Below are 26,684 nucleotides of genomic sequence, written 5' to 3'. Positions count from 1 at the left end.
GACAATAGGGTAAAAGAAAGGAGGTAGGTTTGATGCAAGCAATGCCAATGATTAATCAGCCCGCAGTGATCAATGACGCTGTTGCGCCAAGGGCTACGCGTTCTGGTAACGCAAAAAGTGATGGCAGCTTTGCGCCGGTGTTGGAGCAAGCATGCCGTGAAGACAATGGCGATGAGCTTGCAGGAGCTGCCATGGTTGTTCAGAATCAAGAGGGGCAACAAGAGGTCGTTGTAGAGCCCCGCGCAACAGGGCAGGCGAATGGACCGCAGAGCGATGCAAAGGGGTTTGTTGCAACCGCTGAAGTGATTGCTAATATTCCAATGGTTGCTGCGCCAGTTGTCAGAGAACCGGTGTTAACTGCCGGCGGTGACATTGGTGCTTCGGAGTTTTCTCGTGCAGAGGTCGAGGTTGCAGTAGCGGTTGAAAATTTAACGTCACAGGCTGTTATCGCCCCTTCTGCTCCACAGGTTGTAAAGGCTCAAGTAGCGCTAGGGGGCCAAGAGGCTATAATCGCCCCTTCTGCTCCACAGGTTGTAAAGGCTCAAGTAGCGTTCGGAGCCCAAGAGGCTGTTATCGCCCCTTCTGCTCCACAGGTTGTAAAGGCTCAAGTAGCGTTCGGAGCCCAAGAGGCTGTTATCGCCCCTTCTGCTCCACAGGTTGTAAAGGCTCAAGTAGCGTTAGGGGTCCAAGAGGCTATAATCGCCCCTTCTGCTCCACAGGTTGTAAAGGCTCAAGTAGCTCTAGGGGCCCAAGAGGCTATAATCGCCCCTTCTGCTCCGCAGGTTGTAAAGGCTCAAGTAGCGTTCGGAGCCCAAGAGGCTATAATCGCCCCTTCTGCTCCACAGGTTGTAAAGGCTCAAGTAGCGCTAGGGGGCCAAGAGGCTATAATCGCCCCTTCTGCTCCACAGGTTGTAAAGGCTCAAGTAGCGTTCGGAGCCCAAGAGGCTGTTATCGCCCCTTCTGCTCCACAGGTTGTAAAGGCTCAAGTAGCGTTAGGGGTCCAAGAGGCTATAATCGCCCCTTCTGCTCCACAGGTTGTAAAGGCTCAAGTAGCTCTAGGGGTCCAAGAGGCTATAATCGCCCCTTCTGCTCCGCAGGTTGTAAAGGCTAAAGTAGCGTTCGGAGCCCAAGAGGCTATTTCTACAACACGAGTTGTTGAGGCTCAAGCAACGACCTCAGTCCAAGTTGCTGCATCCGTTGGGGACGGAGGATCCTTACAGTTACAGCAACTCAATATCACGCCATTGTCGAAGAGTGCCAGTCGGGGTGTCGGTACTGAAAAATCTAACACTAAGGGAACCAGTGGTGGTAGTGGTGTAGTGGTAACAGATCAACGGTTTGCGACATTGTTAAATAAACCCGTTGTTGGAGAGTCGTTGCGGCAACAGCAAAGCCTAGAATCACCCGTCGTTCCATCGGTGAATTCATCCGTTACAGCATCTGAAGGTGAAGGTCTTCCTCTGACGTTGAATCCTAGTGCCCCTGTAGGCGGCACCTCTATATCGCCAACTATTGATTCTCTAGGAGGGGGAGAACCCTTTACCGCGAATCTCGGATCAAGTCACAATGGTGATGGAGCGGTCACCAGTGTAGCTCAATCACAACTAGGGCCACCTGAAGTTGGGACAGCCCGTGCAACTGAAGTTGATATCCCGTTAAAAGATGGTTCCAGCCTACCAGAAAGCCGAGTTGTCCAGCAAACGATTGACCATTTAACACTTCATGCCCGTGGAGATAGTAGCAGCGTTACAGTAAAACTTCACCCCGAGGAACTTGGTGAATTGCAGTTACGTATGGTGATGGAAGGTGATCAACTAAAGGTTCACTTACAAGCTCAGAGTCAGCAAGTTCAAGAGGTGCTAGAACGCAACTTCCCGCGTTTACGCGATGCCCTGCAAGAGCAGGGTGTAACGGTTGATGATTTTCAGGTAAGTGTTGATTCTGGCGAACGTAGTGATCACCAGACCCCAGAGCAGCGAGAATTCGTCGCTACCAAACAGATGGATCATTTTTTATCTCATGATAATAGTGATGATGTTGACGATGCGGTCCATGCTGTTGCGTCGCGGACCGATGGTCGCAGTATAAGTATACACATTTAAGGAAAGGAGGTCGTTATGGCAGAAGTCTCAAGTGTTCTAGGCAGCAAAACGAGTGCAGATTTAGCGAAGTCTCTTTCAAGTGGAGCTAACGCACTTGGTAAGGATGAGTTTTTGACACTGATGGTGGAGCAGTTAAAAAATCAAGATCCAATGAATCCAGCGGATGCAACAGAATTTACTGCTCAATTGGCTCAATTTAGTTCTTTAGAGCAGCTTTTTAACGTGAACGACAATCTTGAAAGTATGGGGAATACCTCAGCCGAAGTTCAACGGTTATCAGCGCTTTCGATGATTGGTACTGAGGTGGTGACCGCATCATCAGAATTTAAGTTTAACGGAACTCCAATTAAACTTGGTTACGACCTTGATGCGCCTGCTGATAGTGGCAGCCTTTATATTCGTGACGCAGCGGGTAACAGTGTTGGTAGCTTTCCACTGGAAAATATGGACGCAGGGACTCACTTTATTGAGTGGGATGGTACGGATGGAAACGGTAATACTCTCATCGATGGTAACTATACTTTAGGTCTCTCAGCGTTTAATGGTGACGATACTGTCGCCGCGAAATCATTGATTCGTAGTCGCGTAATAGGTGTCGATATGGCTGATGGCACTGAAACGTTGGTAACGGATTCTGGTGATTATCGTTATTCCGATGTTCAAAGTGTTCGAGGCTTATAACGTGTCGAATTCAATTTTTATTCATCCTCAGCCGATTCAGCCTGCGGCTTTAAAAAAGGATACGGGTACCGCTGCTGCAAAAAGTGGCATATCGTTCAAACAAGTTTTAGGCGATCAGCTTGATCGCGGTGGGGTTCGTTTTTCAAAACATGCTACCCAGAGGATGCAAACCCGCGGGATAGAAATGAGTGAAAACGCTCTTGGAAGACTAAACCAAGCCGTACGAATGGCCGATGAGAAGGGAAGCCGTGATTCATTGGTTTTACTCGATAGTGCGGCACTGGTTGTCAGTATTAAAGATAATACGGTAGTTACCGTAGCAGATAAAGAGCAACTCAAGGGAAACGTTTTTACTAATATCGATAGCGCAATTATTGCTTAATCGGGCCGGTCCTCGTGTAGGGGGCCCGTTGAATGTCATCTGTTTATGACATCTTAAAGGGAGATTAAATTATGGGAATTCAAAGTTCATTGTACAGCGGTGTTAGTGGCCTTAATGCAAACGGTAGTGCTCTCACTGTTTTAGGTAACAACATTGCTAACAGTAATACCATTGGTTTCAAAACAAGTCGTACCGTTTTTGCTGACTTACTTTCTGCGGAAATTGCTGGTTCAGGTGGAGCATCACAGGTTGGTCGTGGTACAGGCATGTCCACGGTTGATACTGTTTTCAGTCAAGGAACGTTTGAATCAACAGAATCAAATACTGATCTAGCGATTGAGGGTCCAGGCTTCTTTATGGTTAGTAGTCCCGAGGAGGCGACGGTTAACTATACTCGAGCAGGGGCGTTTCGTTTCGATGAGGGCGGTACGCTTGTTAACCCCGAAGGGTTTGCTGTGCAGGGATACGCTCTGAATGAAGATGGCGAAACCATGGGCGATATTGCCGACATCGCCATTTCTACGCGCTCATTCTCTCCCGCAGAGCCAACAGCAAAAATTACCCTTGCGACAAACCTTAATGCAAATGACCCTTATCTCGGCCTGTCTGGTGATGGGGTCTCCCCTTTTACTATTGTCGATCCTGCTGCCGCGAGTAATTATGCCTCGTCAGTTCGCATTTTTGATTCACTAGGCAGTGAGCATCTTGTTACCACGTATTTTAATAAGCTCGATCCCACTGATAATCCGTCTGGTGTTATGCAATGGGAATCACATACTGTTGTTGCGGAATCAGAACTTGAGTCTCCAGCGCAGATTCTCGCTGATGATGTGGCATTGGCTGCGGCAACAACGGCAACGGCAACCGCTACTACCGATTTAGCAACGGCTGAAACGGATTTGACCGCCAATGCCTATGTTGATTTACTTGCGACAAGAGATAGTGCTTATAGTGACATGGAAGCTGTGCTTCCGTCTACGACAGCACCTTATGTTGTATTGCTGGCTGCTGTGACAACGGCTCAAAATGCTTTGGATGACTACACGGGTTCGATGCTGACAACCGAGACAGCTTATACTGATTTGCTTGGCAATTTAGATACTGCTCGCGGCTCGGTCTATGCCCAAGCCGTTGCGGACGCTCCTGCGTATGATACTGTGGCTGCGGCATATAATACCGCCAACCTTGATGTGGCGACTGCAAATGCAGACCCACTTGTTGTTGATGCCTATAATGTTGCGGTTGCGGATCGTGATGCTGCAATTACAGACCTTGAGTTTGCTACTGCAAATCTGGCCAGTAAGGACGCGGCTGCTTCGGATTGGGTCGAAGTTGGCCGAAGCGTTCTTTCTTTTGATACTGGTGGTCGGTTGGTTAATGTTAAAGATATCAACTCTACCATTGCTACTGGAGCTTCAGTAGTGGCAGATCGTGCTTACGATGCTGCCGGCGATCTGTATATATCTAGTAATGCTGCAACAGGTTATTCGTTACCGACTGATGTTGAAGAGGTGGCCTCCGCGCCTAATATCTCAACAATTAACAATAAATTAACCTGGCTTAACGAGTCAGAGTCGACACAGGTGTTCGATTTAACCTTTAATGCGACACAGTATTCGAGCGAGTCAGATGTTATTTCTCAAACACAAGATGGTTATGGAACGGGAACCTTGGTCAGCTTAACGATTGACAATGATGGTAATATCCTTGGGAACTATTCAAATGGCGAACCCCGTAAATTGGCTAAAATTGCACTAGCTAAGTTTGCAAATCCACTTGGGTTGTCAAAAGTAGGTAATAATATGTATGGCTCCACAGAGTTTTCAGGAACCCCTATTGTTGGTACGGTTGGTTCTGGTGTTGGTCAAATCTTCACCAATTCACTTGAAATGTCGAATGTTGACTTAGCTGCTGAATTTGTGAAAATGATTACAACTCAACGTGGTTTTCAGGCAAATTCAAAGATTATAACAACGACCGATGAGCTTTTGGGTGAATTAATTAACTTGAAGCGATAAGCAACTTCATTAGCTACACAAATAGATAATATTAGACAAATTTCTAAATTGTTTAAAAGATGCCAAGAGACACTTTTCAGATCTCTTGGCATTTTCTATTAAAACACAAGCGTTTCATTGTTTAAGAATATAAAGGTTGGGGGTTAAGCCACTTTTGCAGTTCCCTCACAAGGCAGAAGTGTGTAGAATGACAGGTTAAGAAAATGGTAATTGGCTGGTTTTGCTTAGGTGTTTTGCTTGACGTTCTATTTCTAATGTTCTAAGGGCTTTTGTATGGATATTTCTACAATATTAGGTGCTGTCGTTGCTTTTGGTCTTGTGTTAGCCGCAATGATGAACGGTGGGTCTATCTTACTCTTTGTCGATCCTGCGTCACTCATGATTGTTGGTGGCGGAACCGTTGGCTCCACACTCATACATTATCCTTTTAAGGAAGTTGTTCGGGCGATATCTGTAGCCAAAAAAACGCTTTTCCATAAAGAACAGGATTCTGGTGAGATCATCGGCCAATTAATTGAGTTTTCAGGTAAAGCTCGAAAAGAGGGGATCTTGTCGTTGCAGTCCGTTATGTCTCAAGTTGAAGATCCTTTTTTTCTCAAGGGGTTACAGATGGCGGTTGATGGCCAAGAGCCAGAGGCGCTACGAGATATGATGGAACGTGAGATCGAATATGTGATGGAACGTCATGACAGTGGCGCGGATATTTTTACAACGATGGCTGCGTACTCACCTGCGATGGGAATGATTGGTACCCTTATCGGCTTGGTGCAGATGCTGCAAACCATGGATGATCCTGCGTCTATCGGTCCTGCAATGGCGGTTGCTTTGTTGACCACTTTTTATGGTGCGGTAGCAGCGAATATTTTGTTTACACCGATGTCGGGTAAATTGAAGCATCGTTCCTCTTGTGAGGTTTTGGGTAAAACATTAATTTCTGAAGGGATGAATTCCATCTTAGCGGGTGAAAATCCTCGTGTCATGGAGCAACGTCTTCATGCCTTTGTTGCACCTGCTCTACGTGAAAGTAACTTTAATAAGAAATAGCGTTGGTTGTTGTCCATATTGATTTGTGCTGGCTGGAGATTTCGTGGAAAAAAAACCAAAAAAACAGGCTGCCGGCGCTCCCGCATGGATGGTTACCTATAGCGACCTTGTCACACTGTTGTTGACTTTTTTTGTTCTTTTGTTGTCAATGGCGAATATGGATCAAGTTAAGTTTAGTCAGGCTGCAGGTTCATTACGTGGAGCTTTTGGTGTTTTTGGTGGCAAGGACCAAAAGGAGATATCTCCACCGTCTCTGGTTGAAATTGCCCCTGTACATGATGATTTAGTACAACGGCTCTATTCTCGAATCATGACACAGATGAATCGTTTACGCCTTGATCCATCAATTAAGCTCGTTAAAGATCGTGGCGCGGTTATTCTGCGCATTAATGATTCGATACTCTTTTCACCTGGCACCTCACAATTGAAACCATCAGCTTTTCCAGTTTTGGCAAAGATTGCTGGTTTGATTCGCCCCTTGCCGTTACAGCTTCGAGTGGAGGGGCATACGGATGATATTCCCTATAGTCGTGCTGATATAAGCAATTGGGACCTTTCTGTGGCGCGCTCCGTTTCAGTACTAAAGTATTTTCAAACGGCCGATCTTTTTCCTCTTGATCGGATGTCAGCTGTTGGTTATGGCTCTGAACATCCCCTTGTTGATAATGATACCCCTGAAAATCGTTCTAAAAATCGCAGGGTTGAGTTTGTTCTAGAGAGTTTGGGTAATTATCGTGAAGAGCTGCCGTATTTGATTGATGCCAATGAACAACTACCATTTTAAAATTGGATTTCATCCTTTTTTTTAATAATTTACCATTAAATTGTTTTCGCAGGAGATAGCCAGATATGGCCGAAGAGGAAGATAAAGGATCAGGTGGTGGCAAGAGTAAAATGATGCTTATTGTCATTGTAGGAGTTGTTGTAATGTTGATCGCTGTTGGTGTTGCAGCTTATTTGCTGGGGTCAAAGTCGGCTCAGTCTGCTCCTGTTGCTGCAGAGGTTGAAGAAACTGAGAAGGTTGAAGGTGTTGGGCCAATGGTCGATGTAACTGACTTCATCATTAATATCCTCGATAAAAATGAAACACGTTACCTTAAGGCTGCGATCACTCTGGAACTTGAAAACGAAGAAACTGTTATTGAAGTCAATGAGAGAATGCCTCAGATTCGTGATTCGGTTTTGCTCCTTGTTGGCAATAAATCGTTTGCCGAGCTAAGTGATTTACAGGGTAAACTTCAATTACGTGCGGAGATTATTGTACGTTTGAATAAATTGCTGAAAAAAGGAAAAGTCAAAGGGATCTATTTTACCGAATTCGTCGTGCAATAAGGGGAGGGCCATTTGGAGCGAATACTCTCCAAAGAAGAAATAGCTGAACTACTCTCTGCGGTCAAAGATGGATCGTTAGATTCTGAACTTGCGCCTGACGAAGACTATGGTGAAAAGGTACATGCTGTTTCAGGGTTTAGCTTGGTGCAAAACAGGGGCCAATCTGGGATCCGATTAGCTAATTTTGATATTTTACTCGATGCGTTTTCGCGCAATATGTCATTTTCACTCTCTAGCCGTCTACAGCGGGCGGTAAGTATTTTACGTGAAAATATCGGTTCAATGGAGTACGAATCGCTTATTAATGAATGTAGTAACCATCAACTGTATGGAATAATAACCCTTGATCCATTGAAAAAAAATGGGCTTCTTATTTTTGATGCTAACATTGCCTTTGCTAAAGTTGAAATCATGTTAGGCGGTGGTGGCGCTGATCAGGGAGTTGTTACGCCTAATCGTGGCATGACTTCTATTGAAATCAATATAGTTAAAGAGGTTGTTTCTGAAGGTTGTCGAGAGCTTAACAAGGCCTTTTCGTCGATTGAGGCTTTAGCTTCTGAACTTGTTCGGGTTGAGTCTAATCCGCGCTTAGTAACCATTGTTCCTGGCGATACAGAGATGATGGTTGCATCGTTTAAGGTTAAAATTGATGACACTGTTGGTTTGATGCGTTTGGCAATCCCTTATTCCTCCTTGGATCCGATCCGTGAAAAACTTAAAAGTGAACTCGGTGCGACTAGCTCCGGTAGCCAATGGGGAGGGTATTTCGCCGATGAAGTACAAGAAATGGATGTTGCTGTCTCTGCTCAATTAGCTCAGATACAACTCGACGTGCGAGATATCCTTGATCTGCGCGTTGGTGATATTTTGCCTTTGGGATGTTCGCCTGACAGTCCTGTTACGTTGCAAGTTGAAGGTCATTCGAAGTTCTCAGGATTAATTGGTTTACGAGACGGGAAAAAAGCCCTTCGTATTATAGATAAAGTGAGTAAAAGGAGATAGTTTGTATGGGAGAGACGGAAAGTACCTCACCTGTGTCGCATTCCGAACAGGCTGCTGACGAGCTTCAAGAAGGATTGAAAAATCTTGAATTATTGCTAGACATTCCTCTCGACGTATCGATTGAGGTCGGTCGGACCAAGATGATGGTGCGTGACTTACTTATGATGGATGAAGGTTATGTCATTGAATTAAGTAAGGGGGCCAGTGATCCCTTGGATGTCTATGTCAATTCGCGATTAATTGCTCGCGGTGAAGTTGTGCTGGTAAACGATAAGCTAGGTTTGCGTCTCACTGACGTTGTTAGTCCTGCTGAGCGTATAGAGAATTTGGCATAACTATTATGATGAGAGCATTGCTTTTATCTTTAATACTTCTGCCTACGACAGCTTATGCTCTCGATTCAGTAGAAACAGAACTCGTTCCGATGAGCCTGAAGGTGATGGGTGCTCTTACTCTTGTTTTAGGTCTTGTTCTGTTAATATATGCTCTTTTGAAAAAAAGTGGACGTTGGTTTCCATCAGGTCAGAACCGTGAAATAAATCTGATCGAAGTGCGCTATTTAGCACCCAAGAAGGCCCTTTACCTTGTCGAGGTTAACGGATCAAAGTTGCTTCTGTCTGGCACAAATGATCGAATGGAAACCTTAGCGCAGTGGCCCCTTGATAAGGGGACGCCATCTGCCTTTGAGCAAGTTTTAAATGAAGAGCCTGCTCCACCGTCCCGATCAGATATTTCGGGGGGGGAATGACGTTGCGACTGTCCGTTCGAGTGATCCTTGCCGCAATACTGTTGAGCTACCCCTTATCGGCGCTCGCTATTGATCTGCCGACAATTAGTTTAGGTGTTGAGAACGCAACGACACCTAGCGAAGTTTCTAGCGCTGTTCAGATTTTGCTGGTGCTCACTGTTTTGTCCGCAGCTCCGGCTATTTTATTGATGACGACAGCATTTGTTCGCGTTGTCGTTGTCTTGTCCTTTGTCCGTCAAGCGATGGGTACGCAACAGATGCCACCGAATCAAGTCATCGTTGGTTTGGCAATGTTTCTTACCTTTTTTATTATGTCACCGGTTTATACTGTGGTGAATGAACAAGCTGTTCAGCCTTATTTAGCAGGAAAAATCAATCAACAGGTTGCCTTAGAGCTCGCAATTGATCCGATTCGCCAGTTCATGTTTTCGCAAACAAGAGAAGAAGATTTAGCCCTTCTTATTGATGTATCAGGTCAAGATCAGCCGACAAGTCAGCAGGAAGTTTCCACAACGGCATTGATCCCTGCATTTATGTTGTCAGAATTGAATCGTGCTTTCCAAATAGGCTTCATGATCTATATTCCGTTTCTAGTGATTGATATGATTGTTGCTTCGGTATTGATGTCCATGGGGATGATGATGTTACCGCCACCTATTATCTCTCTTCCTTTTAAGTTGTTATTGTTTGTTTTAGTCGATGGTTGGGGCCTTGTTGTTGGGGCACTAGTAAAGAGTTTCTCTTAATGCTGGAGGTCAATGATGTCGCCTGAATTTGTTATCGATCTCGGTCGCAATGCCGTTAAAACAGTCTTGTTGATCTCTTCTCCCATGTTGCTGTCGGGGCTCATAGTTGGGTTGCTGGTTAGTATTTTTCAAGCCGCAACACAAATCAATGAGCAAACCATGACTTTCATCCCCAAAATTGTTGCCGTTCTAACCGCACTGATTCTGTTTGCTCCATGGATTATCCGCATCATGCTTGCTTTTACCCAAAATATATTTCAGGGCATTTCACTTGTCGGGGGCTAAGACTCATGGAGCTACTATTAGTTCCGGTCGATAAAATACAACTTGCACTGATTTGTCTTGCCCGTGTTGCAGCTATTTTGGGGAGTATGCCGATATTTGGTAGCTTTCAAGTCCCGGCACGTGCCAAAACAATTCTTGCATTGATGCTTACCGTTTTAATCTTACCTGCGGTTGAGTCAACGTTGCCGCAATCGAATTTCACCCCTGTTTCTCTTGGTTTGTTAGTCGCGAATGAAGCTCTGTTGGGGATCATGATGGGCTTTATCGCTCGCCTTATCTTCACTGCCGTTGAATTTGGTGGAACAATTGTTGGCTATCAAATGGGTTTTGCTGCCGCCAATGTTTACGACCCGCAGAACCAACGTCAAGTCTCCCTGTTGTCACAATTTCAAAATGTTTTTGCCATTCTTATTTTCTTGGCACTAGATGTGCATCATATCTTTATTCGGGTTATGGTTGATTCCTATTATTTGTTGCCACCTGGGTTGTTGGACTTTTCGACAGGTGCTGTACCATTTGTAATGGAATTGACTAGCAGTATGTTTGTGCTAGCTATCCGATTTAGTGCTCCGATTTTAGCTGTTTTATTGTTGTCGGGACTCGTTCTAGGAATTTTATCTAGGGTGTTTCCCCAGCTCAATGCATTTATGTTGTCGTTTCCAATTAATATTGGTTTGGCCTTTGTGATCCTCGGACTTACAATGAATTTAGTCGTGGCACTCTTGAGCCAAGAATTTTCAATGTTACCTGATCGTTTTGAGCATCTTTTATTGATGTTGAGAGGCGATTAAATGGCTGAGGAGTCAGGTTCAGAACGGACAGAGGAAGCCAGCAGCAAACGCCGTGATGATTTTCGCAAAAAAGGTCAAGTTGCTCAAAGTAAAGAGATCAATACTGCTGCATTGATGGCGGTATCTATCTTGCTCTGGTATTTTTATGGTCCGATGTTTTGGAGTAAGCTTTCGTGGATGGTCCAGCATATTTGGGCTCAGGCGGGACAGTATGAGGTGACACCGCAGTCTATTGTTCATATCTTTGGTTTTGTCCTTAGACATGGAGCCTTGCTGCTTGCGCCGCTCTTTCTAATGGTTTTGGTGATTGGTTTCTGTGCCAGTTTTTTTCAAATTGGTTGGTTGTTTACAACTCAGCCGCTGATGCCTGATTTTTCCAAATTAGACCCCATAAAGGGTGCAGCTCGTTTTATTTCTAAAAAATCGTTCGTTGAATTAATTAAATCGCTGGCTAAAGTTATTTTGGTTGGCTATGTGGCATATAGGACGGTTTTTAATGAATTTGAAAATGCGTTATATCTCGTTCAAATGGATACAATTGAAACTCTCAGGTATGTGGGTCGTGTTGCTTTAATTGTATTAGCTAAAAGTTGTGGGATCATGCTGTTGCTGGCTTTAATCGATTTTATTTTTGTCCGTTGGGAGATGGAGGAGAAAATGAAAATGACCAAGCAGGAGCAAAAAGAGGAGTATAAAGAGAGTGAGGGCGATCCACAGCTCAAAGCTCGTGTTCGTTCTTTACAGCAGGAGATGGCCCGTAATCGAATGATGTCTGAAGTGCCAAAAGCTGATGTCGTTATCACCAACCCAACGCACCTTTCCATTGCGATACATTATGAGCAAGGGAAAACAGACGCACCGATAGTCGTTGCTAAAGGCGCCGATAATCTTGCTATGAAAATTCGTGAAATTGCACGTGAAAACAATGTGCCATTGGTTGAAAATGTCACCGTGGCACGTGCCTTATACAAAGTTGATATTGGAGCAGTGGTCCCTGAGCAAATGTTTAAAGCAGTTGCTGAAATCCTTGCATATGTCTATAGCCTGAAACGACGTCGATAATTTATGTTTGAAGCACTCACTCAAAATAGATGGTATCAACTATTAGTGCGCAGCGATATTGTGGTCTCGCTCGGTTTGGTCACAGTTCTCATGCTGATGATTCTTCCTCTGCCACCCGTGTTGCTCGACATCTTTCTTTCGTTAAATATCACCATATCAATGCTGATTTTAATCATCAGTTTATATACTTCAAAATCGATGGAATTTGCGGTTTTTCCCGCAGTGTTACTTTCAACAACACTCTTTCGACTTTCTCTTAATGTCGCATCGACACGATTGATTTTGTTGCACGGTGAAGAAGGTCCAGGTGCCGCTGGTTCGGTGATTATGGCCTTCGGACAATTTGTTGTCGGAGGTAATTACGTTGTTGGTATAGTTATCTTTGTTATTTTGGTTTTGATCAACTTTATGGTTATCACCAAGGGTGCAGGGCGCGTGGCTGAAGTTGCCGCACGATTTACTCTCGATGCTATGCCGGGTAAACAGATGGCAATTGATGCCGACTTGAATGCGGGATTGATTAACGACGAGCAAGCAAAAACGCGCCGTGCCGAAATTGCTAATGAAGCTGATTTTTACGGAGCGATGGATGGTGCCAGTAAGTTTGTCAGAGGTGATGCTATTGCCGGAATTATCATCACTTTAATCAATATTGGTGCTGGGTTTATTATTGGGGTTGTGCAAAAAGGGATGCCGGCATTCGAGGCCGCGCAAAACTATACCATTCTTACCGTTGGTGATGGTCTGGTTGGGCAAATTCCAGCATTGATTATCTCAACAGCAGCAGGTTTGTTGGTCACCCGTACCACAGGAACAGGCGATTTCGGTAGCGACCTTAAAGCGCAATTTGTTAAATATCCGCAGGCGGTTTGGGTTGTTTCGGCAATTATGCTTGCCTTTGCGGTTATTCCTGGGATGCCATTTATCCCATTTGTTACCCTGTCAGCGATCTTAGGCTTTGCTGCATACACGATGCAAAAAACTGCGGCTGATATTAAGCTAGCCGCTGAAAATGCTGCTCCTGAGGCACTGCCAGGTTCAGGTTCTGCTCTCAATGAAGAGGAAAACTACGATGAGATGCTCAACGTTGACCTACTGGAACTTGAAGTTGGCTATGGCTTAATTCCATTCGTTGATGCAGGACAAGATGGTGAATTGTTAACTCGTATTCGTTCGATCCGCAAGCAATTTGCCCTTGATTCCGGATTTATTGTTCCCCCTGTCCATATTAAAGACAACCTACAGTTAAAACCGAATGAATATCGATTTATGCTTAAAGGTGTCAAGGTTGCTGGTGCTGAGATGTTACCCGGACATTATATGGCCATGAATCCTGGAGTTGCGACTGAAACGATTAAGGGGGTTGCGACTGAAGAACCCGCTTTTGGTTTGCCTGCAATATGGATCTCTGAGGACAAAAAAGAGCGTGCTCAAATTGCCGGTTACACCGTTGTCGATTGCACAACGGTTATGGCGACCCATATCAGTGAAATCATTAAGCGTTATTCACATGAGTTCCTCGGCCGACAAGAGGTACAGAACTTGCTAGATAACTTAAAGAAGAGTTATCCGAAGCTGGTTGATGATCTTATCCCTGACATGTTGAGTCTTGGTTTAATCATGCGGGTGCTGCAAAATTTACTGCGTGAAGAGGTCTCCATTCGCGATCTGCGGACGATTTTAGAAACAATGGCTGATTATGCTCAGGCAGTGTCAGATCCTGATATGTTGACAGAGCATATTCGCAGTGCATTATCTCGGCAAATTAGCAGTAAGTACGCGCAAGACGACGATGTTTTACCCGTGATGACTCTAGAGCGACAGATTGAAGAGTTAATCCATCAGTCTTTGCAAAAGATGGAGCAGGGGGGACAGTATTTAGCCCTTGATCCACGGCAGGCGCAATCCGTTCTTGATGCCATTGGTGGCGAGATTCAACAGTTTGGTGGTGGCATGACACCGATACTATTATGTTCGCCAACAATCCGACCACATGTCAAAAAACTGACTGAAAGATACCTGCCAAGCTTGGTGATAATTTCTCATAATGAGATTGCATCCCATTTAAAAGTGAGGTCTCTAAGTACCGTGAGGTTAAATGCAAGTTAGGGTTTTCGAATCAGACAATATGGACTCAGCGTTACGCCAAATTAAAGAGGCTCTTGGGCCTGATGCTTTAATTTTGTCGTCGCGCACTGTTCGCAAGGGTGGAATGGGGCTGTTTGGTAAACCTGTTCTTGAGGTGACCGCGGCAATCGACCCTGCTGGGGAAGCACAGAGTGGCCACAATGAAAAAATGGTCGATGATAATTCATCCCGACTAAGCACAGCTCTTTCTAGGCAACTTGAAAAACGTGTGTATGATGAGAACCCTGAAGATCACATTAGTTACCAAGAAATTTGGCAGCAAGAACAAAATAAAGCAATTGATCCACGTCCTAACCCATATGCACGAAATATGCATTCCTGGCAGCCCGAGCAACCTCGATTAAATGAGATCCAATCTGAGGTTGGTGAGCTACGTGATTTGATAAAGAATTTAGTTAAAGAATTGCCTGAACAGATTGAGAAAGCAACACAAACTAAAGCTCAGCCGATTTTTTACCCTGCCGCCAATTTGCAAGGTAGGAAGTCTCTCGATTCGAATCAAATTGTTCTCGAAGCGTTAACACATCTCGGCATTGAAGCTGAAGCAGCTCAAACTATTGCCCACTATGCTGTGAGTCAGTTGTCGACACGACAAATTACCGACCCAGCGGTGCTCAATGCTTTTTTCTCTAAAACCATTGCTGAGTTAGTTCAAACAACAGGATCTATTTTACCGCAATGTGGTGAGCAAAAACGTCTGGCATTAATCGGGCCAACGGGTGTGGGAAAAACAACGACAATTGCTAAGCTGGCCGCTGCATTTCTCCTTGCAGGTGGTAAGCGGGTGGCTATGGTTACCATTGATACGTACCGTATTGCTGCTGTTGAGCAATTAAAAGTATATGGCGAGATTATGAATTTACCAGTTGAGGTGGTGATGAGTGCCGATCAGCTGCGTGATGTCCTCGCCCGCCATAGTAATAAAGATCTCATATTGATTGATACTGCGGGCCGAAGCCCTAAAGATGATGTTAGCTTAAACGAACTACAAAATTTTCTTGATGTTGATCCAGAAATTGAACCGCACCTTGTTCTTTCAGCCACAACTCGCGAGCGTGACCTCTACGAAACGTATAGCCGATTTAGTGCGTTGTCACCGAAAAGTTTGCTCATGACCAAGCTTGATGAGTGTGAAAGTTTGGGCGTGTTACTCAATATTCATTTGAGGAACAATTGCCCCTTATCTTATTTGGCTAACGGCCAAAAAGTTCCCGAAGATCTTGTGCAAGCTGATGCTGAAGGCATTAGTGCACTGATTTTAGAGAACAGTGAAGGGTAACGTAATGATGGAAGCGAACGAACATTCCGATCAGGCAGATACGCTCCGTTCACTTAGTGATCGCTTGAATGACACTCCGCAAATGAATGCAGGGGGTAACAAGACGGCACGTGTATTGTCGATAACCAGTGGTAAAGGTGGTGTTGGCAAAACAGCCGTTGTCTCAAATATCGCTGTTGCACTAGGTAAAATGGGTAAGAAAGTCCTGATTATTGATGCTGACCTTGGTTTAGCGAATATCGATGTTGTATTTGGCTTAGCGCCTCGATATAATTTAAATCATTATTTTTCAGGTCAGCAAAGCTTGGTGTCAATTCTTGTTGATGGTCCAGCTGGGATACAAATCTTGCCCGCCGGGTCTGGCGTTCAACAATTTACACACTTAGATGCTAATCATAAAATTCGTTTTCTTGATGATTTGGAAACACTCCCAGGCGATTACGATGTAGTATTGATCGACACTGAAGCGGGAATCTCGGAAAATGTGACCTATTTTAATCAAGCCGCTCAGGATATTTTAGTGGTTACAACGCCAGAGCCAACGGCGATTACTGATGCCTATGCTTTAATGAAGTTGCTTTCCTCAAAATATCACGAAAAACGCTTCAATCTGATTGTCAATTCAGTTCGCCATTCAGATGAAGCATTAGATGTGTATCGTAAACTGACGATGGTTTCTAATCGCTATCTTGATATCTCCATCGATTTTGTAGGCGGTATTCCCTTCGACCGCAAAATGTATGAATCAGTGCGGCGGCAAAAAGTGATGGTTGAAATGTATCCTGGCCATAAGGTCAGCCTAGCATTTGAGGCCTTGGCCAATAACTTAATGTCTCAGCCTGGCGATGCGCAACCTAAAGGTTCTTTGCAGTTTTTTTGGCAACGGTTACTTTCCCTAGGAAGTGGCACCTAATGACAAGCCCGACCTACAGCTTTCACCCGTCGACGGGTAATGATAAAAATGAATTAGTCAAAGTCCATATGCCATTGGTGCGTCTTGTTGTCGAACGGATGCGCGCTCAGGTGCCTGCCTTTGTCACCAAAGATGATATGACGAGTGCAGCCATGATGGGCTTAATGGACGCTGCAACACGTTACGATTCTGCACGTGGTGTTTTGTTTAAAACCTTTGCCGAGCGTCGAATCCGTGGTGCAATTTACGATGAGATGCGTAAGATGGACTGGTTCTCTCGTTCTTTACGTGAAAAGCAAAGTCGGATCGGTAAAACCATTGCGGCGATGGAGCATCGTCTTGGTAGAACCCCTGATGAATCCGAAGTTGCCGCTGATCTTGATATGGATATTGATAGTTATCGTCACATGTTAAATCAAGTGTGTCATTTAGGCTGCGTTAGTCTCAATGAAACATTGGATGAATGGGATGATGGGCGTAACTTTATGGATATGCTTACCGATGACAGTCCTAACGTCCATCAGAAAATTGAGCAGAGCGAGGTAGCGCAAGAGCTTGCCCGTCAACTTGACAAGCTAACCGAAAAAGAGCGGTTGGTGATCTCTTTGTATTATTACGAAGAGTTGACCCAAAAAGAGATTGCTGATGTACTTGACCTTACTGAAGGGCGAATTTCACAATTGCACAGTCAGGCTTTGGTTAAGTTAAAAGTAAAACTAGATATCCGACGTTAATACGAGGCCAGCGATGAAAGATACCCTACATAGTTGGATCGATAAATTATTTAGTTTTGCCCAACTTGAGTTATTGATCGTATCGGTACTGATCGGCATGTTTGCTCTCGCTTTATTGCGGGTTCAATATCAACTCCGCTATGAACGTCAGCGGCGTGAAGAGTCTGACCGCCAATTGCTCAACGCATTGCAACGAATTACCCATTTGGAAGACTTGCCAACACTTGCGGCACAGTCTCCGCCACGCTTTGAACATGATTTAAATCACGCTGAGCTTAAAAGTAGACTCCAGGCTCCCGCCTCACTAGGTAATGCACCTGACAAATATCGTCATGTCGCTTCACTCGCTGATCAAGGTATGTCTGTCGATCAGATTGCTGAAGTTCTCAATATTTCCCTCCCCGAAGCAAATCAGCTTGTTTCACTCTCCCGTTTAGCACCTCGGCATAATTAGAGCTATTCTTACATTTTAACTCCCTATTATATTTCTAATATCTGCTAAATAATTTGTTCAATCCTAAAGATTCTTACTCCTTTGGTCGAAATGCTATGTAACGAAGGAGTTCATTATGAGTTCAGGAATCTATGCGGCACTTAGTGGCGCTATTGCAAAAATGCAGGCAGTAGAGGTCGTCTCGAATAATTTGAGTAACGTCAATACTGCGGGCTATAAAAAAGATCGACTACATTTTGCTTCTGTTCTTGATGCCGCAACTCAAACAGAACAAAGTAATGGTATGAATTACGCCTATGTTCCTGAAACCGTAACAGATTTCACTGAGGGTGTTATGGAGCCAACGAGTAATGATCTTGATGTTGCAATTAATGGTGAAGGTTTTTTTAAAGTTAATCGTGACGGACTACTTTACTATACTCGGTTGGGTAATTTTGATCGCTCTGCCGATGGAAGAATGGTCACGCGTAACGGTGCTGTTGTTCTGAGTGAAAATGGTAATCCAATTAATCTGCCAGAAGGACCTATCAGTATTGATGAGTCTGGGTCTATTTTGGGTGCAGAGGGAGAAGTTGGGCAAATAGGTGTCTTTGATCCAGATATCAACTTGCTGGAAAAACGAGGGCAAGGCCAATTTATTTATAGTGGTAATGATACTGGTGTTCGTCAGAGTGATAATGTTCAAGTGATGCAGCGAACTCTAGAGCGGTCTAATGTGAGATCGATGGAAGAAACTGTGATTATGATGACCAGCCTTCGCGCATTTGAAAGTTATCAAAAGGCGATGAAAAATTATTATACCATTGATGCCAAAGCCGACGAAATTGGCTCGCTATAAAATTTTACTTGAAAAAACTATGGAAGTATTAGGAGAAACCTTATGATCAGAGCATTGTGGACGGCAGCAACAGGGATGGATTCCCAACAAACAAATCTTGATGTCATCGCGAATAATCTGGCCAATGTTAATACCAGTGGATTCAAAAAGAGTCGGGCTGATTTTCAAGAACTGCTCTATCAGGTGAGTAAAACTCCAGGTAGTGCTACTTCTGCTGACACCGTATCACCAACGGGCATTCAAGTAGGCTTGGGTTCAAGAACGGCTGCTGTACAAAAGATCTTTAGTGTTGGCGATATGATGCAGACCGAAAACGAGCTTGATCTCGCCATTGAAGGACGTGGTTTTTTTCAGATTGATATGCCTGATGGTACGACCTCTTATACACGTTCTGGTGCATTAAAAAAAGATGGTGATGGACGCTTAACGACATCTGAAGGTTACTTACTCACCCCGCAAATTATAATTCCTGAAAATGCCACCAGTATCTCAATTGGCCAGGATGGTACGGTCGATGTCTTTCTCGACGGTGACGCAACCGCTACGCAAGTTGGGGTGATCGAGTTAGCAACATTTAGCAATGAGTCGGGACTGCGTAGCCTTGGACGTAACCTTTATTCTGAAACAGTTTCATCGGGTGGGGCTACAACGGGTGTTCCAGGCGACAATGGTGTGGGTGCCCTGTCTCAGGGATATCTCGAAGGGTCAAACGTTAGCGTTATGGAAGAGATGGTCAACATGATTGCGGCGCAACGTGCTTATGAAGTAAATTCAAAAGCAATTCAAACATCTGATGAAATCCTGCAAATGACCAATAACCTTGTCTAGGGGATATTGATTTGAGTCGAGCAGTAAAAAGTTGTGTGTTGTTGGTTCTGTTTTTGCTAAGCAGCACTGCGTTCGGTTGGGCGCAAAATATTTCCTTGAAATCCCGCGCTGTTGTTCGCAGTTCACAAATAACGTTAGGGATGATTGCAGATCTTTCCCCGGCATCACAACAACTTGCTAACAAAAGAATCGCTCGTGCCCCCGCTCCTGCAAAGGCTGTTGTCCTTAAACGCGGGCAAATAGAGAAAATCCTTCGACAAAATAGTGTCGACATCTCAACCCTTACATGGTCTGGATCGAAGATCGTTAATGTTGTCGGTGCTAGTCAGAAGATCACTTCAGATGATATCCAGCAACAAATAGATGGTTTTTTACGTGATGCAGAGTTTCGCTTACCACATATAATATTTGAATTTATTCCTCACTCACTTCCTGACACAATTATTTTACCCATCGGTTCTCTGCAGGTTGATGTTATTCCTGCGGTGAAAACAATTATTGGTAGCCGTAGTTTTGCTCTGATTTACCGCGTTGATGGTAAAACCATCAAAAACCTTGCTGTCCGGGGCCGCTTGAGTGCAAATGGTGAGATTGTCGTCGTTCAGCAACCACTGCGCCGTGGCGCGATTATTTCAAACGCTGATGTCGACTTAGTTACCTTAGATATTAGTAAGGTTCGCTATCCGCTGTTTGATTTGATTGATGTTGTCGGTAAGCGGGTTGCGCGCAGTATGCGTTCTGGACAGATTGTTGAACGAAAAAACATCGAATTTCCACCCGTTATTAAAAAAGGCGATTTTGTTAGAATTATCGCCCAGCGTGGCAGCATGGTGATAACAGCTTCAGGTGTTGCACGGGAAGATGGACGTATGAATGACGTTATTCGGGTCCAAAATAGTAGTTCTCAAAAAGAGGTGCGTGGTCGGGTATTTGGCCCATCTCAAGTTAAGGTGGAGTTTTGATATGAGATATCTTTATGTAGTTATGATCCTCATTGTGGCGACAGCTTGTGCCCCTATAACCACTCAAGATCCTATCTCAACAAGGCCCGTGACCGTTGAGAAACCAATCATTGAAGCACCCACCCCTAAAACACCTGGTTCATTGTGGACAACGGGTAATGGTAGTTTTTTTGTTGATAATCGTGCCGGTCAAGTGGGGGATATCTTAACCGTGGCCATCTACGAAGCGGCTGAAGCCAATAAAGAGGCAACCACTTCAACGGGCAGGACGACCAGTGCCAGTGCTGACATTACCAGTTTGTTCGGACTTGAATCTAATATTGCCAATATCAATAGTGCAATCGACCCCGCAAAGCTAATCAGTGCGGGTTACACTAACGATTTTAAAGGGTCTGGCACCACCAGTCGTAAAGAGGACCTTGTTGCAACGTTAACGACACGTGTTGTTGAGGTGTTGCCAAATGGTACGTTACGTATATCTGGAAGTAAAAGCGTAACAGTTAACCATGAACAGCAATTGATCCATCTGTCGGGCATCGTTCGTCAGCAGGATATCTCAGCATCAAACTTAATCGATTCGAAGTACATTCTTGATGCGAATATTATTTATACAGGAAAAGGGGTTATCGACGACAAACAGAAACCCGGTTGGTTGTTGAGATTGCTAGATAACGTTTCTCCCTTTTAGCGGATGATGAATTCTATGAATATTCAGATGAAAAAAATTCGACGGTTGTTAATTCAGATACTGTTCGTTACCGTCATTATTGTGTTAGCGACCCCAGCGTATTCTAGTCGAATCAAAGATTTGGCCGATATTGAAGGGGTGCGTAATAACCAATTGGTCGGTTATGGACTTGTTGTTGGTTTGAATGGTACTGGAGATAGTTCAAGTACTGAATTTACTATCCAATCCCTAGTGAATATGATGGAACGACTCGGGATGCGAATAGATCGCACCAAAGTTAAGGTCGATAATGTTGCTGCCGTTATGGTTACCGCAAAACTGCCCCCATTCTCTAAGTCCGGCACCACCATAGACGTACTCGTGTCATCTTTTGGTGATGCGGATAGTCTTGTCGGTGGAACGCTGCTGATGACCCCACTTAATGGTGCCGATGGCCAAGTGTACGCCGTTGCACAGGGGCCGTTAGCTGTTGGTGCCTTATCGTTTGGTGGTAAAGCCGCCAAGGTGCAAAAAAACCATCCAACTGTTGGTCGCATCCCCGGAGGTGCAATTGTTGAGAAGGAGGTTCCATTTCATCTGCCAGAAGATCCTATCTTAACGTACCGCTTAAGAAGTCCTGATTTCACAACGGTTACAAGGATGGCTAAGGCGATCAATCAACATTTCGGTGAAGTTCTTGCTCGTCCTGTCGACAGTGCTGGCGTTCGTATCACTATTGCAGACGACTATCTTAACGCGATGGTCGATTTTATTGCCCAAATCGAGCGGATCGAGGTGCAACCTGATATACCAGCAAAAGTTATTGTCAATGAAAGAACTGGCACTATTGTTATGGGATCAAATGTTCGCATTTCAACTGTTGCAGTCTCACACGGTAATCTTAATTTAGTGATTAGTGAATCGGCTATGGTTTCACAGCCTGGGGCATTTTCTGATGGCGAGACCGTCTCTGTACCAACCTCTGATATCGTTGCAACAGAAGATGCTGGGAACCTGGTTGTGCTGCCTATGGGTGTTAATATTGGTGACGTAGCCCGAGCGCTTAATTCTATAGGCGCGACACCTCGTGACCTGATCGCAATTTTTCAGGCGATCAAAGTCTCAGGTGCACTGCATGCGGAGCTTGAAGTGTTGTAGTCTCGTCATTTGAGTGTTCGATTAATTATCAAAAAGCCTGAAATACGAAGATCTTGTATTTCGGGCTTTTTTTGTTACGAAAATATATTATGCCATCAATTATTCTGTCAGTAATATGCAAATCATCTAAAGATTTCAATGCTTATCCCGATAAGAATAGAGAAAGAGTTGTTGTTTATTGTCGAATCGAATGAGGCCTTTATGAATTTAAATGTTGATCCGCGCATGTATATCAATAAAGCATCACGCCTTGAAACTGGTTCTGTTCCTAGTGATGATGCAAAGCTAAGGGAAACCTGTGAAGAGTTTGAGGCGGTAATGGTGCAGCTAATGTTCAAATCGATGCGCGGTTCAGAAGTTAAGGATGGGCTGATCGAAAAGGATATGGCGAGTGAGGTATATCGTGACCTTTTTGATGGTGAGGCAGCCCGTGAATTAGCTCATCAGCAAAGTATGGGCCTTGGCCAGATGATCTATCAGCAATTAACCATCAATAAATAAAATGCTCAATCCTCAGCCTCACCTTGTCGCATTTCCTCTTAGCTTTACCCGAAATCAACAATATTATCTTTTTTTACTAAACTGATGATCCAAAGTTGTCGATACTACTCATATATAGAGAACACTCAGGCCTAAAACGAGTACGAAATTTTAACCAATATTAGACACAATCTCTGTCGTGTCGTTAAAGCATGACAGTATTTAACTTAAAAGATAGGTGGGGCTTATGACAATGCGAATTAATGGCGATCAGGGAATGATTCAGCAAGGATCTGTTAAAAAGGTTCAAGCGAAACAGGAATCTGTTGCTGATACAAGTAAAGGGCAGGCTGCTGACAAAGTGAGTTTTTCTGCGGTACTACAGCAGGCAAGTCAAACCCAAGGAACAGCGATGCCTGCGCCATCACAGCCGATTGAAGGCTTAACTGCGCCATTACTCAATACGCCAACATATGTTCAAGATGTGGCCGAAACTCAAGAGGCCGAGCGCGCAAGCAAAGTCGAAGAGTTGAAGTTACAAGTGGCGGAAGGTTCGTACCAACCCGATTTGAAAAAAGTCGCAACGAGCTTACTAAAATTCATGGCTGAAGGGCGTCAGGTATGACACACACTGTTCACGAAAAGCTGCAGTCCTTATATGATGTGATCCTTGTTGAGCGCGAGAGTGCAAAAGCTCTTGACCTTGAAGCATTGCAGGAAGCAACCCTTGTTAAAGAAGAGTTGTTGACGCAGCTAAATCTAGAGGATGAATTAAGTCAGGAAGATCGTAAGCTGGCTGAATCCATCCGTTTCGAAAATCGCCGCAACGCGTATCTGTTGTGGGCGGCTTTGAACTGGATTCGTGAATCAATGGAATTTTTTGGCCGTAAATCTGCACCCGATTCCTATAACCCCACAGGGACTTTGGTGTTGAATAAAAACGGAGGGCACTTGCTGTCCGGGAGGGTGTAATGGGCTTAGCTGCTGCACTCAATACAGGGAAAACAGGTTTATTTGCCAACCAAAAATCGATTGAGATTGCTGGTAATAATATCGCCAATGTTAATACCGAAGGCTATTCACGGCAAAAAGCGGTTTATGCCGATTTTCCATCACTCAAATTTGGTAGTTATTTCGTTGGTTCAGGTGTCAAAATAACCGATATCACTCGTGAGTATGATGTCTTTGTCAGCGAACAACTTCTTGATAAAAGTCAATTGCTTGGTTCTGAAGATGCAAAGGCAACACCTCTTGCTGAACTGGAACGTGTTTTTGGTGTTGGTGAAGATACTCTGGCGACAGAAATTGATCGTTTTTTTGATTCGTGGCAAGAGCTTTCAGCTAACCCGAGTGGCCAAGTTGAACGCGATATTGTTATGCAGCGTGGCGAATTACTTGGAGCGGCCTTTAATACCGTCGCCCGTGATCTTGATAATGTCAGTAGTAATATTAACGAAACGATTCTGTCCGAAATTGATGGCGTCAATCTAAAGCTGAACCAAATTGCTGATTTGAATAGTAGTATTCAAACTATTGAGGCTAGTGGCGTTTCGGCCAACTCCTTTCGTGATCAGCGTGATGTTCTTCTGCAAGAAGTGACTTACACCTTAGGTGTTCAATCTTACGAAGAGCCAACAGGGGCGGTAAATGTTCAATTGCCTGGCGGGTTACCACTTGTTCAAAATGGTAGTGCCTTACAGCTTGAAGCTATTTCAAAAGGTGATGAGCTTGTCTTGCAGCTCAACATTGGAGAAAGTTCTTTCAATATCGCAGGGAAAAATCTTGGTGGTAAATTTGAGGGTCTGTTGGAGCTTCGAGATGAATTGATCCCCTCCCTTAAAGAGGATCTCGATCAAACCGCTTATGCCTTAGTTCAAGAAGTTAATACACTTCATGGGCAAGGAACAGGTCTTGATGGTTCGAGTGGAGTTGCATTCTTTAATAATCCCGGTAATCACACCAGCCAAGGGTATCAAGATCCCGACGATACCACTTCTTTTGCTGCTGGAGATGTCACGTTCACTGTTGCTGGCTCTGAAAACGAGTTTCACTTTGACGGCGGGTCATTAAATGACCTTAAAGCTGCGTTCGATGATGAAATCGTTGCCTCCAGTGCGAATGTCACTGCAACGGTAAGTCCGCAGGATAATGGCAGCTGGGCACTTGTTATCACCCCTGGTAACTACAATGAAAGTATTCGGATCGATACGACGGACATTGCAGGTAGTTCACCGAGTCCAGAATTTACCATGCCCAATATCAGTGATTTAATGAGCATGTCATTGACAAACTCGAAGCAGGTTGCCGCAGGCAACAGTAGCTCTCCCGGCGATAATACCAATGCCTTAAAGATCTCAGCATTGAAGGATAAAAACGCCGTAAACAATGAAGATACGTTTGTTAGTTCCTACGGCAAGATGGCGGCACGTGTTGGTATTGAGGCTGGGCAGAACCGATTATCGCAGTCCGGAGCCGCAGATTCATTGACGCAATTGAAAAACTTACGCGATGGAACGGTTGGAGTATCTCTCGAAGAGGAGATGATCAACTTGATTAAATATCAACGTGGGTTTGAAGCCTCTGCGAAGCTATTATCCACTGTCGATGAGATGTTGGTCTCTGTACTCTCCATTAAGAGGTAATTGTTATGAAGTCAACTCAAGCAACGACATTTCGTAGTCTTAAATCCGAGCTAGGCAGTATCAATAATCGCTTAGAGGATCTGCGTAATCAAGCAGCAACGGGTAAAAAGCTGATACGACCCTCTGACAACCCCGCTGCGATACGCCCTGTCCTCTCTGCTCGCACTCAAATCAGATCCACAGATCGGTTTATTGAATCGCTATCGACATCCTTAGATCGCCTCGAAAATCAAGATACCTATCTTGACCAAGCTGAAAACCTGTTGGTGAGTGCAAAAGAGACGGCTATTAACGCGATTAACGGTGCGATGAGCGATGCCGATTTGGATACCTTAGCGGATCAAATTAGCTATATCAAAACCGAGATGATGAGCGTTGCTAACGCGCAAGTTGGCGGTCAATATATTTTTGCCGGTTTTGAAGAGGACACCGTTCCTTTTGTCGCTGATGGTGATGTGGTTTCCTACCAAGGCGATTCAAATATTAAACGTTTAGAAACCTCTCCCGGTGAACTTGTACAAACCAATCTTGATGGCGCAAAACTGTTCATGGGTATGAGTGATACCGATGGTGATGGCGTACTGGAAAAAACAGGTGAAAATGTTTTTGATGTTCTTACCAATTTAGAACGAGCGATTCGTGGTGAAAGCGGTCACGTTTACAATGGCAGTGCCGCATTGCCGAGCAATGATATTGGTTATCTTGATGGCACAAACGGCAATTATACTCCCGTTGTTCTTGATGTGGCTGGAGATCCATTGGTTGATATCAATAGTGGCGGCCCTGTAGCACTACTCACCAGTGCTGGCGATCCGATTAATCTACAGCCTGTGTTAAATACCGAGGGTGATACTCTAACTATTGCAGAGTACAATGCGCATATTGGTCCAGATTTTGTTAAGGATTATTTGGGCGTAGCTATAAGCGGTGATGATTTGGATAACCCAATGTATTTACACGCAGACGGTTCGACACCAGAGTATAGTGCTGCAGGAGAACCGGTTCTAACATACGATGCCGGTGCTTCAGCGTTTTTATTGTTAAATAGTGATTCCTCGCCTATTCAATTGACCGTTGTTCCGACTATGGATGAGATGTTGTCAACTCTCGAGACCGCTGCTGACGAATCACGTAGTGCCCGTGGACTGATGGGTAATAATGCACAGCGGATTGAAACCTCTCGAGAGCATTTAGAGGGTGTTAAGATAGATTTAGCGCAAATCCTCTCACGTTATGAAGATGTTGATCTTATTAGTGTGTTCACTGAAATTACCCAGACTGAATCGGCTTTAGAGGCTGCTTTGAATGTTACCGGTAAGGTGAGTCAGTTATCTATTATGGACTTTATGTAATATTTTTTCGCGCCAAGCCGCAAAGATCGCCAAGAT

29 protein-coding genes are annotated in these 26,684 nt (G+C 44.4%); all 29 read left to right on the top strand.

Annotated elements, in window-relative coordinates; genetic code table 11:
• Positions 1-32 precede the first annotated feature (32 nt).
• The 29 genes from ACZ5KY_RS00300 (at position 33) to flgL (ending at position 26,648) form a co-directional block, all read left to right on the top strand.
• Positions 33-2,102 (top strand): flagellar hook-length control protein FliK, encoded by a 2,070-nt coding sequence (locus tag ACZ5KY_RS00300; protein ID WP_464241912.1) that lies wholly within the window; start codon positions 33-35, stop codon positions 2,100-2,102.
• 15 nt (positions 2,103-2,117) lie between these two features.
• Positions 2,118-2,783, top strand: a complete 666-nt coding sequence (locus ACZ5KY_RS00295; protein ID WP_464241911.1) for a flagellar hook assembly protein FlgD — start codon at positions 2,118-2,120, stop codon at positions 2,781-2,783.
• Position 2,784: 1 nt separating this feature from the next.
• Positions 2,785-3,165 carry a TIGR02530 family flagellar biosynthesis protein gene (locus ACZ5KY_RS00290; RefSeq protein ID WP_464241910.1) on the top strand — a complete coding sequence of 127 codons (381 nt, stop codon included), beginning with the start codon at positions 2,785-2,787 and terminating at the stop codon, positions 3,163-3,165.
• 71 nt (positions 3,166-3,236) lie between these two features.
• Positions 3,237-5,183: a flagellar hook protein FlgE gene (locus ACZ5KY_RS00285; protein WP_464241909.1), complete on the top strand. Its 1,947-nt coding sequence runs from the start codon at positions 3,237-3,239 to the stop codon at positions 5,181-5,183.
• 273 nt (positions 5,184-5,456) lie between these two features.
• Complete coding sequence (locus ACZ5KY_RS00280; protein WP_464241908.1) at positions 5,457-6,227, top strand: motility protein A; 771 nt, start codon at positions 5,457-5,459, stop codon at positions 6,225-6,227.
• Between the two features lie 43 nt (positions 6,228-6,270).
• Entirely contained in the window at positions 6,271-7,011 is a 741-nt protein-coding gene (locus ACZ5KY_RS00275) for a flagellar motor protein MotB (RefSeq protein ID WP_464241907.1), read from the top strand.
• A 65-nt stretch (positions 7,012-7,076) separates the two neighbouring features.
• Entirely contained in the window at positions 7,077-7,559 is a 483-nt protein-coding gene (locus ACZ5KY_RS00270) for a flagellar basal body-associated FliL family protein (protein WP_464241906.1), read from the top strand.
• 12 nt (positions 7,560-7,571) lie between these two features.
• Positions 7,572-8,561 (top strand): flagellar motor switch protein FliM, encoded by a 990-nt coding sequence (locus tag ACZ5KY_RS00265; protein WP_464241905.1) that lies wholly within the window; start codon positions 7,572-7,574, stop codon positions 8,559-8,561.
• Positions 8,562-8,566: 5 nt separating this feature from the next.
• Positions 8,567-8,896, top strand: coding sequence for a flagellar motor switch protein FliN (gene fliN / locus ACZ5KY_RS00260; RefSeq protein ID WP_464241904.1), 330 nt, complete (start codon positions 8,567-8,569; stop codon positions 8,894-8,896).
• 5 nt (positions 8,897-8,901) lie between these two features.
• Positions 8,902-9,309, top strand: a complete 408-nt coding sequence (locus tag ACZ5KY_RS00255; RefSeq protein ID WP_464241903.1) for a flagellar biosynthetic protein FliO — start codon at positions 8,902-8,904, stop codon at positions 9,307-9,309.
• Positions 9,306-10,055 carry a flagellar type III secretion system pore protein FliP gene (fliP, locus tag ACZ5KY_RS00250; RefSeq protein ID WP_464241902.1) on the top strand — a complete coding sequence of 250 codons (750 nt, stop codon included), beginning with the start codon at positions 9,306-9,308 and terminating at the stop codon, positions 10,053-10,055. The genes ACZ5KY_RS00255 and fliP overlap by 4 nt, the downstream gene beginning before the upstream one ends.
• Positions 10,056-10,070: 15 nt before the next feature.
• Positions 10,071-10,340, top strand: coding sequence for a flagellar biosynthesis protein FliQ (gene fliQ, locus ACZ5KY_RS00245; RefSeq protein ID WP_464244601.1), 270 nt, complete (start codon positions 10,071-10,073; stop codon positions 10,338-10,340).
• Between the two features lie 5 nt (positions 10,341-10,345).
• Positions 10,346-11,131: a flagellar biosynthetic protein FliR gene (gene fliR, locus ACZ5KY_RS00240; RefSeq protein WP_464241901.1), complete on the top strand. Its 786-nt coding sequence runs from the start codon at positions 10,346-10,348 to the stop codon at positions 11,129-11,131.
• Complete coding sequence (gene flhB, locus ACZ5KY_RS00235) at positions 11,132-12,193, top strand: flagellar biosynthesis protein FlhB (protein ID WP_464241900.1); 1,062 nt, start codon at positions 11,132-11,134, stop codon at positions 12,191-12,193.
• A 3-nt stretch (positions 12,194-12,196) separates the two neighbouring features.
• Positions 12,197-14,302: a flagellar biosynthesis protein FlhA gene (flhA, locus tag ACZ5KY_RS00230; RefSeq protein WP_464241899.1), complete on the top strand. Its 2,106-nt coding sequence runs from the start codon at positions 12,197-12,199 to the stop codon at positions 14,300-14,302.
• Positions 14,292-15,620: a flagellar biosynthesis protein FlhF gene (gene flhF / locus ACZ5KY_RS00225; protein WP_464241898.1), complete on the top strand. Its 1,329-nt coding sequence runs from the start codon at positions 14,292-14,294 to the stop codon at positions 15,618-15,620. Before flhA ends, flhF begins: the two co-directional genes overlap by 11 nt.
• Before the next feature lie 4 nt (positions 15,621-15,624).
• A complete protein-coding gene (locus ACZ5KY_RS00220) occupies positions 15,625-16,533 on the top strand; it encodes a MinD/ParA family protein (protein WP_464241897.1) in 909 nt (302 codons plus the stop codon).
• Complete coding sequence (locus tag ACZ5KY_RS00215; protein WP_464241896.1) at positions 16,533-17,267, top strand: FliA/WhiG family RNA polymerase sigma factor; 735 nt, start codon at positions 16,533-16,535, stop codon at positions 17,265-17,267. Before ACZ5KY_RS00220 ends, ACZ5KY_RS00215 begins: the two co-directional genes overlap by 1 nt.
• A gap of 13 nt (positions 17,268-17,280) precedes the next feature.
• Entirely contained in the window at positions 17,281-17,721 is a 441-nt protein-coding gene (locus ACZ5KY_RS00210) for an RNA polymerase sigma factor (protein ID WP_464241895.1), read from the top strand.
• Between the two features lie 115 nt (positions 17,722-17,836).
• Positions 17,837-18,559, top strand: coding sequence for a flagellar basal-body rod protein FlgF (gene flgF, locus ACZ5KY_RS00205; RefSeq protein WP_464241894.1), 723 nt, complete (start codon positions 17,837-17,839; stop codon positions 18,557-18,559).
• Positions 18,560-18,601: 42 nt separating this feature from the next.
• Positions 18,602-19,387 (top strand): flagellar basal-body rod protein FlgG, encoded by a 786-nt coding sequence (flgG, locus tag ACZ5KY_RS00200; RefSeq protein WP_464241893.1) that lies wholly within the window; start codon positions 18,602-18,604, stop codon positions 19,385-19,387.
• Between the two features lie 11 nt (positions 19,388-19,398).
• On the top strand, positions 19,399-20,349 hold the full coding sequence (gene flgA, locus ACZ5KY_RS00195; protein ID WP_464241892.1) for a flagellar basal body P-ring formation chaperone FlgA: 951 nt from the start codon (positions 19,399-19,401) through the stop codon (positions 20,347-20,349).
• A gap of 1 nt (position 20,350) precedes the next feature.
• Positions 20,351-21,037, top strand: a complete 687-nt coding sequence (locus tag ACZ5KY_RS00190; protein ID WP_464241891.1) for a flagellar basal body L-ring protein FlgH — start codon at positions 20,351-20,353, stop codon at positions 21,035-21,037.
• 15 nt (positions 21,038-21,052) lie between these two features.
• Complete coding sequence (locus tag ACZ5KY_RS00185) at positions 21,053-22,174, top strand: flagellar basal body P-ring protein FlgI (protein ID WP_464241890.1); 1,122 nt, start codon at positions 21,053-21,055, stop codon at positions 22,172-22,174.
• 201 nt (positions 22,175-22,375) lie between these two features.
• The gene (locus tag ACZ5KY_RS00180) at positions 22,376-22,675 is read left to right on the top strand and encodes a rod-binding protein (RefSeq protein ID WP_464241889.1); all 300 of its coding nucleotides are present in this window, start codon (positions 22,376-22,378) and stop codon (positions 22,673-22,675) included.
• Between the two features lie 226 nt (positions 22,676-22,901).
• Positions 22,902-23,279, top strand: coding sequence for a flagellar biosynthesis anti-sigma factor FlgM (locus ACZ5KY_RS00175; protein ID WP_464241888.1), 378 nt, complete (start codon positions 22,902-22,904; stop codon positions 23,277-23,279).
• Positions 23,276-23,626, top strand: coding sequence for a flagellar protein FlgN (locus tag ACZ5KY_RS00170; RefSeq protein WP_464241887.1), 351 nt, complete (start codon positions 23,276-23,278; stop codon positions 23,624-23,626). The genes ACZ5KY_RS00175 and ACZ5KY_RS00170 overlap by 4 nt, the downstream gene beginning before the upstream one ends.
• Positions 23,626-25,296: a flagellar hook-associated protein FlgK gene (gene flgK / locus ACZ5KY_RS00165; protein ID WP_464241886.1), complete on the top strand. Its 1,671-nt coding sequence runs from the start codon at positions 23,626-23,628 to the stop codon at positions 25,294-25,296. The genes ACZ5KY_RS00170 and flgK overlap by 1 nt, the downstream gene beginning before the upstream one ends.
• Positions 25,297-25,301: 5 nt before the next feature.
• Positions 25,302-26,648 (top strand): flagellar hook-associated protein FlgL, encoded by a 1,347-nt coding sequence (gene flgL / locus ACZ5KY_RS00160; RefSeq protein ID WP_464241885.1) that lies wholly within the window; start codon positions 25,302-25,304, stop codon positions 26,646-26,648.
• Positions 26,649-26,684 lie beyond the last annotated feature (36 nt).

The organism is Desulfuromonas svalbardensis, assembly GCF_055389415.1.
Note: the sequence above shows the minus strand (reverse complement) of the source record. Positions and strands in the feature narration are given on the sequence as shown.